This window comes from Mesorhizobium sp. M0074 (assembly GCF_040322975.1).
Taxonomy (GTDB): Bacteria; Pseudomonadota; Alphaproteobacteria; order Rhizobiales; family Rhizobiaceae; genus Mesorhizobium.
Genome location: NZ_JAMYUM010000048.1, coordinates 1 through 15,274 on the forward strand (window position 1 = coordinate 1; position 15,274 = coordinate 15,274).

Annotated in this window: 13 protein-coding genes and 3 pseudogenes; 5 read left to right on the forward strand and 11 right to left on the reverse strand. The window is 61.4% G+C overall.

Going from position 1 to position 15,274, the window contains the following annotated elements:
• Both NKJ73_RS33195 and NKJ73_RS33200 read left to right on the forward strand, forming a co-directional pair.
• A pseudogene (locus tag NKJ73_RS33195) lies at nucleotides 1-86 on the forward strand (S-(hydroxymethyl)glutathione synthase); the annotation flags it as partial.
• Between the two features lie 723 nt (nucleotides 87-809).
• Nucleotides 810-1,493: a response regulator gene (locus tag NKJ73_RS33200; protein ID WP_023679211.1), complete on the forward strand. Its 684-nt coding sequence runs from the start codon at nucleotides 810-812 to the stop codon at nucleotides 1,491-1,493.
• A gap of 98 nt (nucleotides 1,494-1,591) precedes the next feature.
• Here NKJ73_RS33200 and NKJ73_RS33205 read toward each other — a convergent pair whose 3' ends face one another.
• From NKJ73_RS33205 to NKJ73_RS33215, 3 genes are all read right to left on the reverse strand, one after another.
• Nucleotides 1,592-2,137: a hypothetical protein gene (locus tag NKJ73_RS33205; RefSeq protein WP_352572579.1), complete on the reverse strand. Its 546-nt coding sequence runs from the start codon at nucleotides 2,135-2,137 to the stop codon at nucleotides 1,592-1,594.
• Between the two features lie 70 nt (nucleotides 2,138-2,207).
• On the reverse strand, nucleotides 2,208-3,548 hold the full coding sequence (locus NKJ73_RS33210) for an ATP-binding response regulator (protein ID WP_352458700.1): 1,341 nt from the start codon (nucleotides 3,546-3,548) through the stop codon (nucleotides 2,208-2,210).
• Between the two features lie 10 nt (nucleotides 3,549-3,558).
• On the reverse strand, nucleotides 3,559-4,698 hold the full coding sequence (locus tag NKJ73_RS33215) for an FIST N-terminal domain-containing protein (RefSeq protein WP_352458699.1): 1,140 nt from the start codon (nucleotides 4,696-4,698) through the stop codon (nucleotides 3,559-3,561).
• A gap of 831 nt (nucleotides 4,699-5,529) precedes the next feature.
• Between NKJ73_RS33215 and NKJ73_RS33220 the strand changes: the two genes are divergently transcribed.
• The 3 genes and pseudogenes from NKJ73_RS33220 (at nucleotide 5,530) to NKJ73_RS33230 (ending at nucleotide 6,831) form a co-directional block, all read left to right on the forward strand.
• Nucleotides 5,530-5,817, forward strand: a complete 288-nt coding sequence (locus NKJ73_RS33220; protein ID WP_023679221.1) for a hypothetical protein — start codon at nucleotides 5,530-5,532, stop codon at nucleotides 5,815-5,817.
• Between the two features lie 385 nt (nucleotides 5,818-6,202).
• Nucleotides 6,203-6,449: pseudogene (locus NKJ73_RS33225) on the forward strand (type II toxin-antitoxin system Phd/YefM family antitoxin).
• Nucleotides 6,446-6,831 (forward strand): annotated as a pseudogene (locus NKJ73_RS33230) (type II toxin-antitoxin system VapC family toxin). Before NKJ73_RS33225 ends, NKJ73_RS33230 begins: the two co-directional pseudogenes overlap by 4 nt.
• Before the next feature lie 37 nt (nucleotides 6,832-6,868).
• Here NKJ73_RS33230 and NKJ73_RS33235 read toward each other — a convergent pair.
• The 8 genes from NKJ73_RS33235 to NKJ73_RS33270 form a co-directional block, all read right to left on the reverse strand.
• Nucleotides 6,869-7,699 carry a BtpA/SgcQ family protein gene (locus NKJ73_RS33235; protein ID WP_352458698.1) on the reverse strand — a complete coding sequence of 277 codons (831 nt, stop codon included), beginning with the start codon at nucleotides 7,697-7,699 and terminating at the stop codon, nucleotides 6,869-6,871.
• A complete protein-coding gene (locus NKJ73_RS33240) occupies nucleotides 7,696-8,604 on the reverse strand; it encodes a ribokinase (protein ID WP_352572581.1) in 909 nt (302 codons plus the stop codon). The genes NKJ73_RS33235 and NKJ73_RS33240 overlap by 4 nt, the downstream gene beginning before the upstream one ends.
• Nucleotides 8,605-8,607: 3 nt before the next feature.
• Entirely contained in the window at nucleotides 8,608-9,378 is a 771-nt protein-coding gene (locus NKJ73_RS33245; protein ID WP_352572583.1) for a glutamine amidotransferase, read from the reverse strand.
• Nucleotides 9,379-9,405: 27 nt separating this feature from the next.
• Nucleotides 9,406-10,494, reverse strand: coding sequence for a phosphotriesterase family protein (locus tag NKJ73_RS33250; protein ID WP_352458695.1), 1,089 nt, complete (start codon nucleotides 10,492-10,494; stop codon nucleotides 9,406-9,408).
• Nucleotides 10,495-10,498: 4 nt separating this feature from the next.
• Nucleotides 10,499-11,503, reverse strand: a complete 1,005-nt coding sequence (locus tag NKJ73_RS33255) for an ABC transporter permease (protein WP_023679227.1) — start codon at nucleotides 11,501-11,503, stop codon at nucleotides 10,499-10,501.
• Nucleotides 11,500-12,297, reverse strand: a complete 798-nt coding sequence (locus NKJ73_RS33260; protein ID WP_352458694.1) for an ATP-binding cassette domain-containing protein — start codon at nucleotides 12,295-12,297, stop codon at nucleotides 11,500-11,502. Before NKJ73_RS33260 ends, NKJ73_RS33255 begins: the two co-directional genes overlap by 4 nt.
• Nucleotides 12,298-12,371: 74 nt before the next feature.
• The gene (locus tag NKJ73_RS33265; protein WP_352572585.1) at nucleotides 12,372-13,310 is read right to left on the reverse strand and encodes an ABC transporter substrate-binding protein; all 939 of its coding nucleotides are present in this window, start codon (nucleotides 13,308-13,310) and stop codon (nucleotides 12,372-12,374) included.
• Nucleotides 13,311-13,426: 116 nt separating this feature from the next.
• On the reverse strand, nucleotides 13,427-14,038 hold the full coding sequence (locus tag NKJ73_RS33270; RefSeq protein ID WP_352458693.1) for a cupin domain-containing protein: 612 nt from the start codon (nucleotides 14,036-14,038) through the stop codon (nucleotides 13,427-13,429).
• Nucleotides 14,039-15,274 lie beyond the last annotated feature (1,236 nt).

Genomic DNA, 15,274 nt, shown 5'->3' on the forward strand with positions numbered 1-15,274 from the left:
TCGAACCTTATGATTGCCTCAATCCAGGACTGATGGACTATATCGCCACCTGGACGGCCAAGAGATCCGGCGCGTTGCCGGCCTAACGACTGATCAGACACTATCCTTGGGGGCCGGACGAAATCGCCCGGTCCCACGCGTTGGAACGAACGCAGGCGAGCGCGTAGACGATTCGTAAGTCATTGCCGACGTGCTGTCAGCCTCGGGGGGCGTTGGGCTCAACGGGAATATGCTGAAATTGGTCCAACCGGATCGTATAGCTTCAACATCAGCGACTGCGATCAGTTGGTTCTGGCTTGGCGCGGCCCAGATCGTGGACTACAGCTTGGATATCGCGGGCAAAGTCGCGCCCAAAGCGCGATGGCGGCAAGGTGTTACCAGTACGGCATCGAGCGCCTGGCGGGGCTTGAACGGCAGCACTATCAGCTTGCTGCGTTTGTCCAGGAAACCAGCCCGTATACCAGCGCGACCCCAGACCAGCCGATACCATCGGTGCGGCCGCGAACAAGGCGGGCGTCGGGGAAGCGTCGTGTGGCGGCCGGCAACAATGCGAAAGCCGGCGGTCACTGGCTGTCACGCGAAGCCGGAAGTCGGTCACGACCTGTCTCTGTTTCAATGGATCTGTCGCCGGCACATTCGGCCGATTTGGGCCACCGGGCAAGGCATTGCATTTCAGAACGGCCACATCTGCCGCATGGCGCCGCGGAAATCATGGGCACATTCTGCTTTAGCCGGCCAAGATGGCAATGTACTATTTGCCAATAAGCTGGCCATGGTTGCAGGACTATTCTAGGCCAGACCAAACCGAAATGAAGCTGATGACCGATCGCGCCAGGTTCCTGATCATTGACGACCATCCGCTGTTTCGCGAGGCGCTGCACAGCGCCGTGCAGATGGCCTATCCGGAGGTCGACACGGTGGAGGCGCGCTCGATTGCCGAGGCGCTCGAGCTTCTGACGGATGCCAAGCCGTTCGACCTGGCGCTGCTCGATCTCAGCATGCCCGACGTGCATGGGTTTGACGGGCTGCTGCAGCTCAGGACGCGTTATCCGCGCCTGCCGGTGGTCATCGTCTCCGGCTACGAGGAACCGAAGATCATTTCCGAGGCGCTGTCCTACGGTGCGGCCGGCTTCATCCCGAAATCGGCGCGCAAGAGCGACCTTGCCGCCGCCATCCGCTCGGTGATGGAAGGTGCGATCTATGTTCCCGAGACCTATGAGGGCCGGCCGCGCGACGCCGACAGCACCGACCGCGCCGAGATGGTGCAGCGCCTGGCTACGCTGACGCCGCAGCAGCTCAAAGTGCTGCAGATGCTGCGCCAGGGCCTGCTCAACAAGCAGATCGCCTATGAACTGCAGGTCGGCGAGACCACAGTCAAGGCGCATGTCTCGGAAATCCTGCGCAAGCTCAACGTCTACAGCCGCACACAGGCGGTGATCGAGGTCTCGAAGCTCGACAATGCCGAGCTTTTTCGCGATCCGGCGGGGTTTTGAGAGCGCTCGCTAAAAAGCGCACTGTCACCGTAGTCGACCGCACTCGTGTCACCGCAATCGGACTAGACTAGCGACGGCTCTCACGTTCCTGACACCAGCTAAGCAACCCGCGCCTGTCTAGTCAGATCAAATTCACGCGGCGATTGCTCTGCAGCAGTTAGCCGCTTTCCCTCGTCTAGTAAAATGGCGGCCCCGGGTCCAACGTAGAATGCTTTAATTTTACTAAATTGCTTTTTGAATGCTCTATTAAAAGTCTTCATTAGCTCCTGAGCGAGCGGCGTGTCGGAGACCGTTGCCACGCGGCCATTTATCACAACATCTTCAGCCCATCGCCCACCAGGGGAAAAAGTTACTGTGTCCGGATTGCCAAGCTGATCTAACGAATACCGGATGCCGGAAGGTGTTTTTATCGGCCTCACCTCAATGGGCACAGCGTGGCCAGTGACAAGAAATGATCGACCGCTGGAAGCCGATTCAGTGGTTGATTGCCCAAGAGTTGGAATTTGCATTCTATTGCTAAAAAAGTCGAATTCCATCTTGGGAAAATGACCCATAAGGATGTATTTTATCGAAATTTCACGTTCTACTGCCTCCAATACGGGAAGAAGATCGTCCTTTAGCGCGAAGAAGTGAATCTGCTTCATATGAATTACCGCCGAGGCACAAGTAATGGCTGGAATACGGTGATCCGTGTGCTGGGAAGATACGACCAGTTCAAGCCAGCAGATGTGCCAGCAACGCCCTCAGTTGCGCCGGCTTCAGCGGCTTGCGCATCAGCTCGATGCCGGCGGCGCGGGCGGCCTTGGCGACACTTTCCGAGCCGTCGGCGGTGACGATCAGCGCCGGCACCGCGCGGCCGAGACAATCACGAACTTTGGCGATTGTGGTGGTGCCGAGGTCGCCGCCGTCGAGATGCTGGTCGGCTATGACAATATCTGGCAACCAGTCGGTATCGCCAAGCAAGTCGAGCGCGTCACCGGTCGAGGTGGCGGGGCGCACCAGGCATTGCCAGCGCTCGAGCAGGGAGGTCATCGCCTGCAGCACGTCGATGTCGTTCTCGACCAGCAGCACCCTTGTGCCGAACAGACCGTAGCCGCGCGGCCGCTCCATGTCGACGGTGCTGGCGATTGGATCGGCCGTGTCGCCGATCCCGACCGGAACGTCGATATGGAAAATCGTGCCATGTCCGACCTTCGACGAAAACGTGACGGGATGGCCGAGTGCCGCGGCGATGCGGCGCACGATGGCCAGCCCCAACCCCAGCCCGCCGGCGGCAAGCCCGGCATCCGTCGGGATCACGCCGCGATGGAATTCCTCGAACACCGCCTCGCGCTGGTCGTCGGGGATGCCGCAGCCGGTATCGGCGACGTCGATGCGGATCGTGTCGCCGCGATGCCTGGTGCCGACCAACACGCCGCCCGAGCGGGTATAGCGCAGTGCATTGGACAGGATGTTCTGCAGGATGCGGCGCAGCAAGGTTCGGTCCGAACGAACGAGCGCATTGACCGGCCGGAACTTCAGCGTCAGCCCCTTCATCTCCGCAACCGGCTGAAAATCCGAGCGCAGAGACGAAAACAGCGTCTCCAGGCTGACATCGGTGATGTCGGGCTGCACGACGCCGGCATCGAGCTTGGAAATGTCGAGCAAGGTGCGGAGCAGGTCCTCCATCGTCTCCAGCGATCGCTCGACCTGGCGGACCAGCTTTCTGCCTTCCTCGCTGGTCTGTACTTCGGCAAGCGCCGAGACCGACAGATGCGCGGCGTTCAGCGGCTGCAGCACGTCATGGCTGGCGGCCGCCAGGAACCTGGTCTTGGACAGGTTTGCCAGCTCGGCGTTTTCCTTGGCTGCGTTCAAGTCGATGTTCGACTGCTCCAGCCGGCGCAAGGTCGAATGCAGCTCTTCGGTGCGGCTGCGCACCCGGCTCTCAAGCGAAATGGCGGTCTGGAACAGCGAAAAGGCATTGCCTTGCTGGTCCATGGAACGCTCTACGCGGCTGATCAGCGCGGCGTTGATCTTCTTCAGCTTTTCCAGGTCGTCGATGTTCCTGAGCGGCATCCCGGATTTCCTACTCCGCCGCTTCGGCCGCATTGCGTTCACCGAAGGCGATGCCGGTGAAGGTCTGGTTCAGATGCATCGAACGGTACTGTTCGCCATAGGTGCCGAAGCCGAGGACGTTGTTGACCTTGTAGAGTTCCGAAATCTCGCGATAGACTTGGCGGTTGCGCGCGTCGAGCCGGCGCAGCACGCAGTCGAAACCGAGGATCAGGTCGATGCCGCCAAGCCTTTCGCTGACGTCGCTGAGCGCGGCGCGGGTCGCCTCGACCATGTCCTTAGGCTGGGCGACGGCAAGCACGACACCATCGTCGATGGCGCAGAAGAACGACAGCGAGCCGTCCGCGTGCATCTTCTGGATTGAACGGCAGTAAAATTCGCCGCCGACTTTCACCACCACCGGGTGCGAGGCAAAACTCAGTGGCGTCAGCATCTGCGCGACGACGCCGACCGAGGCGGCATATTCCTCGGCGGCAATGGTGGCGTTGAATTCGCGCACGATGCGGTGGTCGGGATCGGATGCCGTCACCACCAGCTTCTCGTCGGTGGGAACGAAATTGTCGGTCTTGAACACGTGGAAAGGAATTTCCGTGGTGATCAGCACGATGATGGCGCTGTCGGAGGTCACTTTGCCGTTCGAGATCAGCCGCGTTGTCTCGAATTTCAAATCATCGCCAGCCGACCCGCCGATCAGTGGGATGTCGTCGAGCCCCCAATGGATGGCGGAGGTCACCGCTTCTTCGGCATAAGACAGGCCGTCGATCAAGCAGAGCGCGAAAGTGGTGTCGGCTCGCTCGTGCCCGAGGCGCTCGTGTAACGAACGCCTCAGCGCCTCGACTTCGCCGGTAATCCCGTCCATGCCCGATGAGGACAGATTTTCGACCATGGTGCTGGCTGCCGAAAACGATGCGGAGGGAAGCAGCATAGCCAGGATCTGGCCTTCCTCCAGCCCTTTGGGCGTTATCTCACCGGCCGTCGAGCAGCCGGCATAGTGGAGCGCCGGCGCGTGGGTCTTCAGCGCTTCCGACAGGGCGACGGCCTCTATGAGGCTCTGCGAGAAAAACAGGAGGGCAAACCCGGCGTCAATGGCCGTTGCTTCCGCTGCCACCGCCCGGGCGAACGCATCCGCGTCAGATTCGTCGGTGGTGAGCACCGAAAGGCCGCATGCATAGCGCGTCCGTGACTTGGCCAGCGGCTTCCTCCTCCATTTCCTCCAACGCTCTTTTTTGTGCGCGTCTGGCGCGCCGGCGTCGAGGTCATTGTTGTCTTGAAGCGGTGCTTTGGCAATGAGCCAACATGATGGATTTGAAGTTTCTGCCGTTTGACGGCGTCCGCGCAGCCACTCGCAGACGAAAGGCCGCATCGCACCGCCATCGCGTTCGCTTCGTTACGCCGTTTCCTGCCTTTGCGTGACAACTGAGTCATCCAGCGGGCAGTGCAACATCACGACCGATGCGGAATCCGCCAAAGCGGTGCGAAACTTCGTAGGAGCAAGGTCTTCGCGAGTGCCGAGCAGGGGATATTTGTCACCACCGCCTCTCGTTCTCGAAAGTAGCGCGAGCGCTACCGAGGAAGGCCCGAGAGACGAAGTCAAAGCTGCACCTGGAGCTGATCGACGGAGAGCAGTTGCTTGAGATGCTTTACACAACCAACGCGCCGAAGCCTGCCCTGCCTCCGCCGCAAGTCAAACTCGACCAGGAATGGCGGGACGTCCATGGCCCGGGCCATTCTCGCACTCGACTTTTTACTGATTCCATGAGCGGATGGCCCCGTTGGGGGAGCCGCAGACGCGCTCGGCCGAAAGTGTCTGGCATGTGGTCTGAGATCGATCGGGTCGAAGCCAATTTCCGCCTGCCGCGCTTCACGCTATTGCAAGACATTCAAATTTGAGCTTCCGCACTCATGCTTTGTCGAGAGTATCTCCGTAGGTTTTAGCCGTTCTGAATCGCCGTCGGCGACGATGAAGACGAAATAGGAGAACGCAATGGCTCGCAATCACGTTGAACGTCTTGGAGAGTTTAGGGAAATCTTGGTCGCGACGCGGCGCGAAGGAGTCCGTAACGTGCACCATACTCGCGACGCAATGCGGGCAAGTGGCTTTCAGATCGGGGACAGCGACGGCTCCAGCTACGGAGCCGAGCTGAAGGTGCTCCAAGAGGAAATTGAGGCAGTCGATCGCGCCATCGAAGACGAGAAGCGGTTGGCCCTGGCCCTCGAGAGCGCGGCTCAATCCCGCCGACCGACTAAACCGAGAATCGTGAAGGGAACATAGAGTCCGGTAAGGCCCTTGGCGCCCGTCGCGTCGATCGCCTTCGGTACAGTGTCGGGCTCGTCGCCGCCGTGGTGTAGCGCCCTAAAAGCGGACGTTTCACTTTCGGCTCCTAGCGCAATGTAGAGCATTTGCTCGGCAAAAATCGCTCCTGTGAACTCGGACGTCGCATGGCGGACCAACAGGTTCGGCCAACATCAGGTGAGACGCAGTCCCAACAAACATGCAGTTCAGACAATCGATTACGCGTCTTTGTTGAAGTCGTGCCATGCGGCCGATCCGAAAGGATCAGCCGCATCCGGCATCCTTCACCTTCACTGACTGAAACACGCTTGAAAAAATCGGGCCCGTGTAGACTAAGTTGCATGGACTAAGTCAGAGGCCCGCAATGCGCACCGTCAATATCCACGAGGCCAAGACGCATCTGTCTCGTCTTGTCGACAGGGCGGCCAAAGGCGAATCCTTCATTGTCGCCAAATCCGGCAAGCCGATGGTCAAGGTCGTTGCCATAGACGCACCTGCGGCCGGCGAAATGCGTCGGGTGGGGTTTTATGGCCGGGCGGTTTTCAGTTCCGGACGATTTTGATCGCATGGCCGATGACGAAATCGAGAAGCTGTTTGGCGGCGATGCATGAAACTTCTTCTCGATACCCACCTTCTGCTCTGGGCGGCGGGCGAGCCCGAAAAGCTCCCGCCCGCAACCCTCGCTGAGATCGAGAATGCCGATAACCACTTGACGTTCAGCGCCGCAACTCCCTGGGAGATTGCCATTAAACGCGGTCTGGGCCGCCCTGACTTCAGGGTCGATGCGCGTCTTTTACGTCGGGGCCTGATCGACAATGGCTATGATAAGCTGCCATCACCGGCGAGCATGCCATTGCAGTGGAGGGGCTTCCACCCATCCACAAGGACCCATTCGATCGGACCCTGATTGCTCAATCGATTGTGGAAGGCATTACTTTGCTGACCGTCGACGATCTGGTCGCGCAGTATCCTGGGCCCGTCCGTCGTCTCTGATCAAGCTGGACCCAAGCCCCTCGGTAGGGTAGTCCAGCTATCGCTTCAGACCACCCATGAACGCCTTTACTCGAGCAGAGTCGACCTGGTTCCACCAGACGCCGTCGTGCTTCAGCGCGCTGGCGATGATGACCCCGTCGACAATGTCGAGGATATCCTTGGCATTGTCCGGCGTGACACCGCTGCCGACCAGCGTCGGCAGGCCGGCGGCCTGCTTGATCATACTTATGTAGCCCAAATCCGCAGCGTGGCCGGTGCGCTGGCCAGTGGCGATGATGGCGTCGGCGTCGAAGAAGACCAGGTCCTTGACCAGTTCCTCCACCGGGCGGTCGGCGACGATGGCGTGTGCGCCGTGCTTGACATGGGCATCGGCGAAAATGCGGATGCCGTTGGCGCGCAGCCTGGCGCGGTAGCGCGCCGCGCGGCCCGACTCGCCTTCGACAAAACCCTCATTGGCGACATAGGCGTTCGCCCATTGATTGACGCGGACAAAACCGGCGCCGGCAGCGCTGGCGATCGCCAGGGCCGGGATCGCGGCATTGGCCAGCACATTGATGCCGATCGGCCTGCCGAGTTCGCGGCGGATGCGGTCGGAAACGACCGCCATATAGGCCGCCGTCTCCGGGCCGATATCATCAGGCTTGGCGAAGGGGATGTCGCCATGGTTCTCGACGATGACGCCGTCGCAGCCGCCGTCGAGATAGGCCTTGGCGTCGTCGAGCCCGCGCTGGTAGATCGCCTCGATAGCCTCGCCGTCATAGCGCGGCGCGCCGGGCAGCGGCGCCAGATGAACGACGCCGATCACCACCTTGGTGCGGCCGAAAAGGTCCACGAGCGCGTCGCCGCCGGATTGGCCGAGCTGGGTCATGAGAGCTCCATTTGATCGATGAGCGCCGCCATCTCGGAGGCGGAAGGACAGGATGCCAGTGTTCCCGGCCGTGTCACGGCGATTGCGGCGGCGGCGAGCGCCAGCTTCAGCGCCGAGATGACCGGCATGCCCCGGGCAAGCCCACCGGCCAGACAGCCGCAGAACACATCGCCCGCGCCGCTGGTGTCGAGCGCTTCGACCTTCGGCGCCGGCAAGCGAAGCGGTTCCGTCCGGTCCGGGCCAAGCACGATGCAGCCTGCGGCACCGAGGGTGATGACGACGGCGCCTGCGCCTTTGGCCACCAGCGCGCCAGCGGCTGCTGTCATGTCATCCCGGCCGGTCAGGATTTGCGCTTCGGATTGGTTTACCACCAAAACCTCCGCCAGGCCGAGATCGGGCAGCGAGGCGGTGTCGATCGGGCTGGCGTTGAGAACGGTGCGCGCACCGTTTCCCTTTGCTGCTCTGAGGCAGGCATTGGTCACGGCAGTCCGTAAATTTCCCTGGCAGACGAGGATGTCGCCGGGGGCGATCCAGCGGACAAGTGCTGTTTGCGCAACCGGATCGAAGGCTTCGCTGCAGGCGACGCCGCTGACGATGAAATTCTCTCCGCCTTTATCGACGACGATGGTCGAGCGGTCGCTCGGCAGCTCGAATTCGCTCACCTCAAGGTCTGACAGCTCGCTGTCGAGGCGGCTCCTGATCCACGCGCAAGCGGGGTCCTTGCCGAGCGCCGTCCAGAACGTCACCTCTGCACCAGTCCGTGCTGCTGCGACTGCCTGATTGGCGCCCTTGCCGCCGAGCCCGTCGGCATAGCTCATGGCATTCAAAGTCTCGCCCGCGGCAGGGAAGCGGCCGACGCGAAACACGGTATCGACGCAGGCATTGCTGACGACGTGGACATGCATGGCTCAGCTCTCACCGGTCGCCCAGCCCAGCATCTGTTCGAACAGGGTCTTGTAGCCTGGCCAGGCGATGAATTGCGGCGGCAGCCAATGCGGCCCGACATCGGATGTCCAGGCCACGGTGCGGCCCTTGCCGTAATGGCCGGTGACAAGCAGCGGCAGCGAACCATAGTCCGATGACACGCTGGCCAGAACTTCCGCATCGTCCTTCAGCGTCACCTCGTTGAAGCCGAGCAGGATCGGCCAGTCCGAGCCGAGACCCCTGAGGATGGGATGGCTCGACCCTGGTTTCGGCATCGGCGCAAAGCCTTCGGGAACCTCGACTCGGTCGTCGAAGGCCAGGCAGTTCACCGGCAGCACGTCCTCGATCGGCCTCTTGCGGTAGCGCGCGCCGCCATTGATGCCCTGGAAGCTGTAGTAACCGCCGAACATCAACAGACCGCCGCCGCCGCTGACGTAATCGCGCAGCAGGCGCAGGCGGTTCGGCGTCGGCTTGGAGTGGACCCAGGTGTCGGGATGCAGCAGCAGCGTGTTGGCGCCGATGTCGGAGAGCACGACCCCGTCATAGGCCGACAGCGCCTCCATGGTCTGTGGAAAGCCGCGCTGCGCCTCATGCGCCGGCATGAACGTGACGTCGAAGTCGGTCGCCTTCAGCGCACCCAGCAACTCGTCTGCGCCGGTGTGGTAGGTAACGGTCGGAAACTGGTCGAAACCCTTGATATGGGTCGCGGTCGACACCCAGGATTCGCCGGCAAGCAGGATCTTCTTCTTGGACATTTGAACTCCCGTGTAATTCAAGGCCGCTTAGAGCCGCGCGAATACGCTTTTCGGATTGGCGATCAGCATGCGGTCGATGGCCGGCTGCTCGACGCCGTGGCGTTTTAGGCGCGGTATGAAATGCTTCAGGATATAGCCATAGCCGAAGCCGCCGAAGCGCGTCAGCATGATCTTGAGGAACACATCCTGCGACAACAGCAGGCGGTCGCCGAAGCCCGCCTCGATAAGGGCGGCGATGGCGCGTGCATTCTCCTCGTCGGAGGGCGATTGCGCGTCCTGGTCGGCGTAATAATAGTCCATGCCGATCATGTCGTATTCGAGGAACGCGCCGCGCCGGGCGAGGCTTTTCTGGTAGTCGGGATCGTCGTGGCTCGGGTTCATGTGGCAGAGCACGGTGTGGCGAAGATCGGCGCCTTCGGCCTCGACGATATCGAGCACCTCGTGCGCCAGCCGCTCCCAGCCAGGCAGATGGATCGACAGCGGCACGCCGGTTATGCGCGAGGCGCGCGCCGAAGCTCGCAGCGACTTGCGTTCCTCGGCGGTGAAATCCTTGCTGACGCCGACCTCGCCGATCAGCCCGGCCATGATCGGCGGCTGCGTCTCGCCGCCGCCGACATCGTTGACGATGAACTCGGTCACGGCGTCCACATCCATCGCCTTCAGCCATTCGGGATGGGTGTGCTCGAGATAGAAGCCGGTGCCCATGACGATCTTCAGGCCGGACATGCGGCTGATGCGAGCGAGCTTTTCGGGGGCGCGGCCGATGCCGATATTGGTGGCATCGACGACGGTGTGGCCGCCCAACGCGCGATAGCGCTGCAGCTCAGACAGCGCCAGGTCGGCGTCGTCGAGCGAGACGTTGTCGCGGTTGACGTATGGGTTCATGCGCAACTCGCCGATGATCTCGATGTTCACCGGCTGCTCGGCGATCGCTATGTCATCGGGATGGCAGGGGCATTTCCAGCTGCGCGCTCCATCGAGCAAGATGTGCTCGTGCATCAGCGTAATGCCCATCTCCTCGACCGGAACCGGGCCGAGCACGGTCATCACATGGCCGGTTTCGACCCCGATTGGCAGCCGCCGCCTGGGCACCGCGTCATCGAACAGATCGCTCATCGGCTCAACGGCTCCGCACGGCGCCGCGGAACAGGCGGAAGTTCAGCCAGATGGCGATCAGGATGATCGTTCCAGTGACTATCGGCGTCAGGAAAGGCGACAGATGCGCCAGGATCAGGCCGTTGCCGATGACAGCCACGGTCAGCGCGCCGAGCACCGTGCCGATGATCGTTCCGCGGCCGCCGAACAGGCTGGTGCCGCCGAGCACGACGGCGGCGATGACTTCCAGCTCGAAACCCTGGCCGGCATTCGAAGATCCCGATCCAAGCCGGGCAGCAATGATGATCCCGGCGAGGGCGGCCGCGATGGCGGAAATCACATAGACGAAGAGCGTCGTCTGCCGCGTGTTGACGCCGGCGCGCCGCACCGCCTCGGCATTGGCGCCGATACCGGTGACATAGCGGCCGAATGGCGTCTCGTTGAAGGCGAGATACGCGATGGCCAGGATCGCCAGCGCGATCAGCGCCGGCACCGGCACGCCAAGAAACCAGGCGCGGCCCAGCACGGTGAAAGCGCTTCCGGGCTCGATGGGGATGGAATAGCCGCCGGTGATCAGCAGCGCCACGCCACGGATCACCGAAAGTCCGGCAAGCGTGACGATGAAGGACGGGATGCCCTCATAGGCAATGAAATAGCCCTGTACCGCCCCAAGCAGGGCACCGAGCGCCAACATGGCGAGGATAACGACTGGCCACGGCAGGCCAAACTGCAAAAGCGTCGCCGACAGCGTCGCCACCAGCGCCAGCACGGAGCCGACCGAAAGATCGATGCCGCCAGTGGTGATGACGAAAGTCATTGCCGCGGCGACGATCAGCAGCGGCGCCGACTGCCGCAGGATGTTCAACAGATTGGGCGATGTCAGAAACGCGTCGGTCGCAACCGAGAAGATGATGCAGACGACCAGAAAGAACAGCGCGATCGAGACGACGCTGCCATTGGCGAGCAGCGCATCGCGCCAGGTGCCCCTGCGTACTCGTGAGGGCTGGGCGGTGTGGATCGCGTCGCTCATGCCGGCGCTCCACCGCGATAGCCATTGGTGGCGGAACGCGCACTGAACTTGCGGCCGACGATCAGATTGACCACGTCTTCGATATTAGTGTCGCCGATCGGCCGCTCGGCGACATTGCGCCCTTCATACATGACCTGAATGCGATCGCAGACGAGGAAGAGATCCTGCAGCCGGTGGGTGATCAGAATGACGCTGACACCGCGCGCACTGACCGCGCGGATCAGTTCGAGCACCGCCTCGACTTCGGCCACGGCAAGCGCTGCCGTCGGCTCGTCCATGATCAGCACGGCCGGCTCGAACGAGGCGGCGCGGCCGATCGCGATCGACTGGCGCTGCCCGCCGGAGAGGTTTTCGACCTTGAGCCGCGTGTCGGCAATGACGATGCCGAGCCGATCGAGCATCTGGCGCGTCTCGTCATGCATGCGCTTCTTGTCGAGAAAGGAAATGCCTGCGATGCGGCGGCGCGGCTCGCGGCCGAGAAACAGATTGCCGGCGACATCGACCGTATCGCAGAGCGACAGGTCCTGGTAGACCATCTCGACGCGCGCCGCGCGTGCGTCCGCCGGCGAGCTGAAGATCACCGGCTTGCCGTCGATCTCGATGGTGCCGGCGTCGGGAACCACTGCCCCCGACAGCACCTTGCTCAATGTCGACTTGCCGGCGCCATTGTCGCCGACCAGCCCCAGCACCTCGCCCGGCTTCAGCGTCAGCGACACGTCATCGAGCGTCTGGATGGCGTTGTAGCGCTTTGAGATGCCGCTCATCCGCACCCGATAGGTCTGGCCACTGCTCATCTGGAATTCCACGCGATTGCAAGGGATCCGCGGCGCAGCCTCGGGCGGCGCCGCGGCTCGGTCGCCGACGCAGTTTACTTGAACACAGCGCGATATTGGTCGACATTCTTCTTGGTCACGATCGTCACCGGGATATTGATGATCGGGTCGATTTTCTCGCCCTTCTTGATCTTGCCCAGCGCTTCGACCGCGGCCTTGCCTTCGCCGGCCGGATCCTGCTGCACGACCGCCACCACCCAGCCGTCGTCGATGCCCTGAACGGCCTGCTTGGTCAGATCCCAGCCGAACACCTTGACGTCGCCGGTGCGGCCCTGGCTGGTCACAGCCGAAACGGCGCCGAGCAAGGCCGGTTCGCCGGTCGCATAGAGCGAGTTCATGTCCGGATTGGCGGTCATCAGGTTTTCCGAAGCGCTCAACGCGGTCTCCTGAACGTTCTGGCCGTCGACTGTGTCGAGGAAGGTGACGGCCTGGCCGCTTTCGGTGACCGCCTTCTTGAAGCCGTCGAGGCGCTGGTTCTGGATGAATGAATTGAGTGCGCCGACGATACCGATCTTGGCCTTGCCGGCCATATCGGTCTTCACATAGTCGGCGTAGAATTTGCCGATGTCCTCGCCGGCCTTGGTGTTGTCGACGCCGATGAACGAAATATTGTCGCCGTCGGGGATCTGCGCGTCGATGGCTATGACGGGAATGCCGGCCGCCTTGGCGGCGGTGATCGCAGGCTTGACGCCGTTGACGTCGATGGCGACCAGAATGATGCCGTCGACTTTCTGCGTGATGTAGTTCTCGATCGCGTCGTTCTGCGCGCTCGGCACATTGTTGGCGTTGAAAATGACCAGCTTGGCGCCAGCGGCGTCGGCTGCCTTTTGCGCGCCCTCGTTGATCTGGTTGAAGAACAGGGCCTGCTGGTTGATGTTGACGAGAGCGAACGTATCGGCAAGCGCCGATCCCATGGCTGCCGAGCCCATGGCAATGGCGGCGGCACAGCCGGCGAGAAGTTTGAACAGACGCATTTCGGTTCCCCTTGCTTGCGGACCAGACCTCGGCTGGTCCCGTTGGTGCGACAGGCACGAGGCAAGCATTCAAGAGACTTGAATATTTGTCAATCCAAATGAACGCAGAGCGTTGCTCAGAAAGTCGCCGGCGTGTTGACCCAGAAAATGCTAGCGCGTTCCTCACCGATGTTGCGGTAATGATGCGGCAGCTCCGACCTGAACACGAAGGCATCACCCGTGGCGAGAGCATGGCTCTTGCCGTCGACGATCAGTTCGACCCGCCCGGCGAGCACGTAGCCGACTTCCTCGCCGGCATGCTGGATCGGACCTTCGCTCGAGCCCTCTGCCTCGATGTGATGGATGTTGCATTGTAAGAGGTGGCCAGGCGAATACGGGATGATGCGTTCGAGCGAAATTCCCTCGCCACGCCGTAGCGCGTCGAGCGCGATCAAAGGCCTTGCGCCCGCCCGGAATACGATCGCCTCGTCGTCGTCGACTTGCTCGAACATCCAGCCGATGTTGGTGTCGAGAACCTCGACCAGACGGTGAAGCATGGGCAGGGACGGCGAAGCCTTGCCGTTCTCGATCTTGGACAGCAGGCTTTCCGAGCAATTCGCAGCCGCGGCCAGCGTCTTCAGCGTCATGCCGCGTGTCTGGCGGGCGAGGCGCAGCCGAGTTCCAAGTCTTGCGGCATTTACGGTGGCGTCCGTTTCTGATTCTGGCCGCCGTCGATCGATTTTGTTCATCTGTTCGCCAACCATTCAACGGTCAAGGGCAACTATCGCGCGAGCAAAAGACCTCGGCTGACGATTTGCAAGTGCTGATGCGTCAAATTCGAGACTGCAGCCGCAGCTACCTCATCCGGCGAATACCGCTCCCGCATGAACCGTGCTGATCCCGCGCCAGTTATCCCCTATCGCTTGGCTGTCCATCGTGGTCGAAATCGCCAGCCGTTACCGCGTTTGCGTCAGGTGGCGAGTGGACTTGGAACGACAATGCGGGCAAGGCGGGCCACGCAGCCAATCTACACAACCACGGCCGCGCCGACACGATAAAATCTGGACTGTCACCGAATTGCGGAGCGCGCCCAGAAGTCACCCGCGGCAGCGCCCCATGGCGTTACGCCCAGGGCGCGCAGGCTCTCGATAGCCGCGACGTATCCAATGAAATCCCTGGGGCAGTCGCGCACCGCTTGAGCTTCGGCAATTTTGAAGAAAGTCCAACAGAATTAATGGACTAGCACCTTGCTTATGTAAGTTGCGGAAGCGACGCGCGGTTAATGCTTTAGAAGTATAGACACATCGACACGAGGTGCGAAGAAGCAACGCCAATACAGCTGGTTGGTTACAACATATTTATTTTCGCAGATATGGTATTGCCCGTCCGGGGATTCCTGTACACGGTCCCGTGGGATGGTGAAATTATGCGGCAAATAAGTGTACCCGCCGTCTACCCTGGACCGCACCGAAGACCGAGGTATGGCGCGGCAATCTGAACCGCCGCAGCACTTGAATTTGGTCTGTGGGTCAATCTTATCTTCGTACCAATCATGGGCGTTAGCGGCTGTTGCGGCGGCGATACATATCGCCGTGAAGATGAGCCTTCGCATGGCATTCCTCAAGTATCTGGCAGGCGCTGCTCGTTGGGTTTTCCATGTATATTAGCGTTCCATTGAAAATACCATTGGCCTCCGACCGACTTAACGCAGCTCCAGCAAGCGACGCTCGCAACGAAAGACCGCATTGGGTCACGTCAGGACGACACTTGCGCCGACCAAAGGTCAGCTCTTGTCGCTCCGGGTTGGAAACCCGACCGTCTGCTCTGCGCCTGATGTCGGCCGTTAAAGTTAGTTGTGCCACCGCCTTACAGCGGACGTCACCGGCGACCGCGCTTGAGGGCGTAGTTGCGCCAGGAGCGGTCATTCGATGTTCTGCCGTTGAACGGCTTCATTCGCCAGTTTAGCGGAAATTGGGCGACAGCAT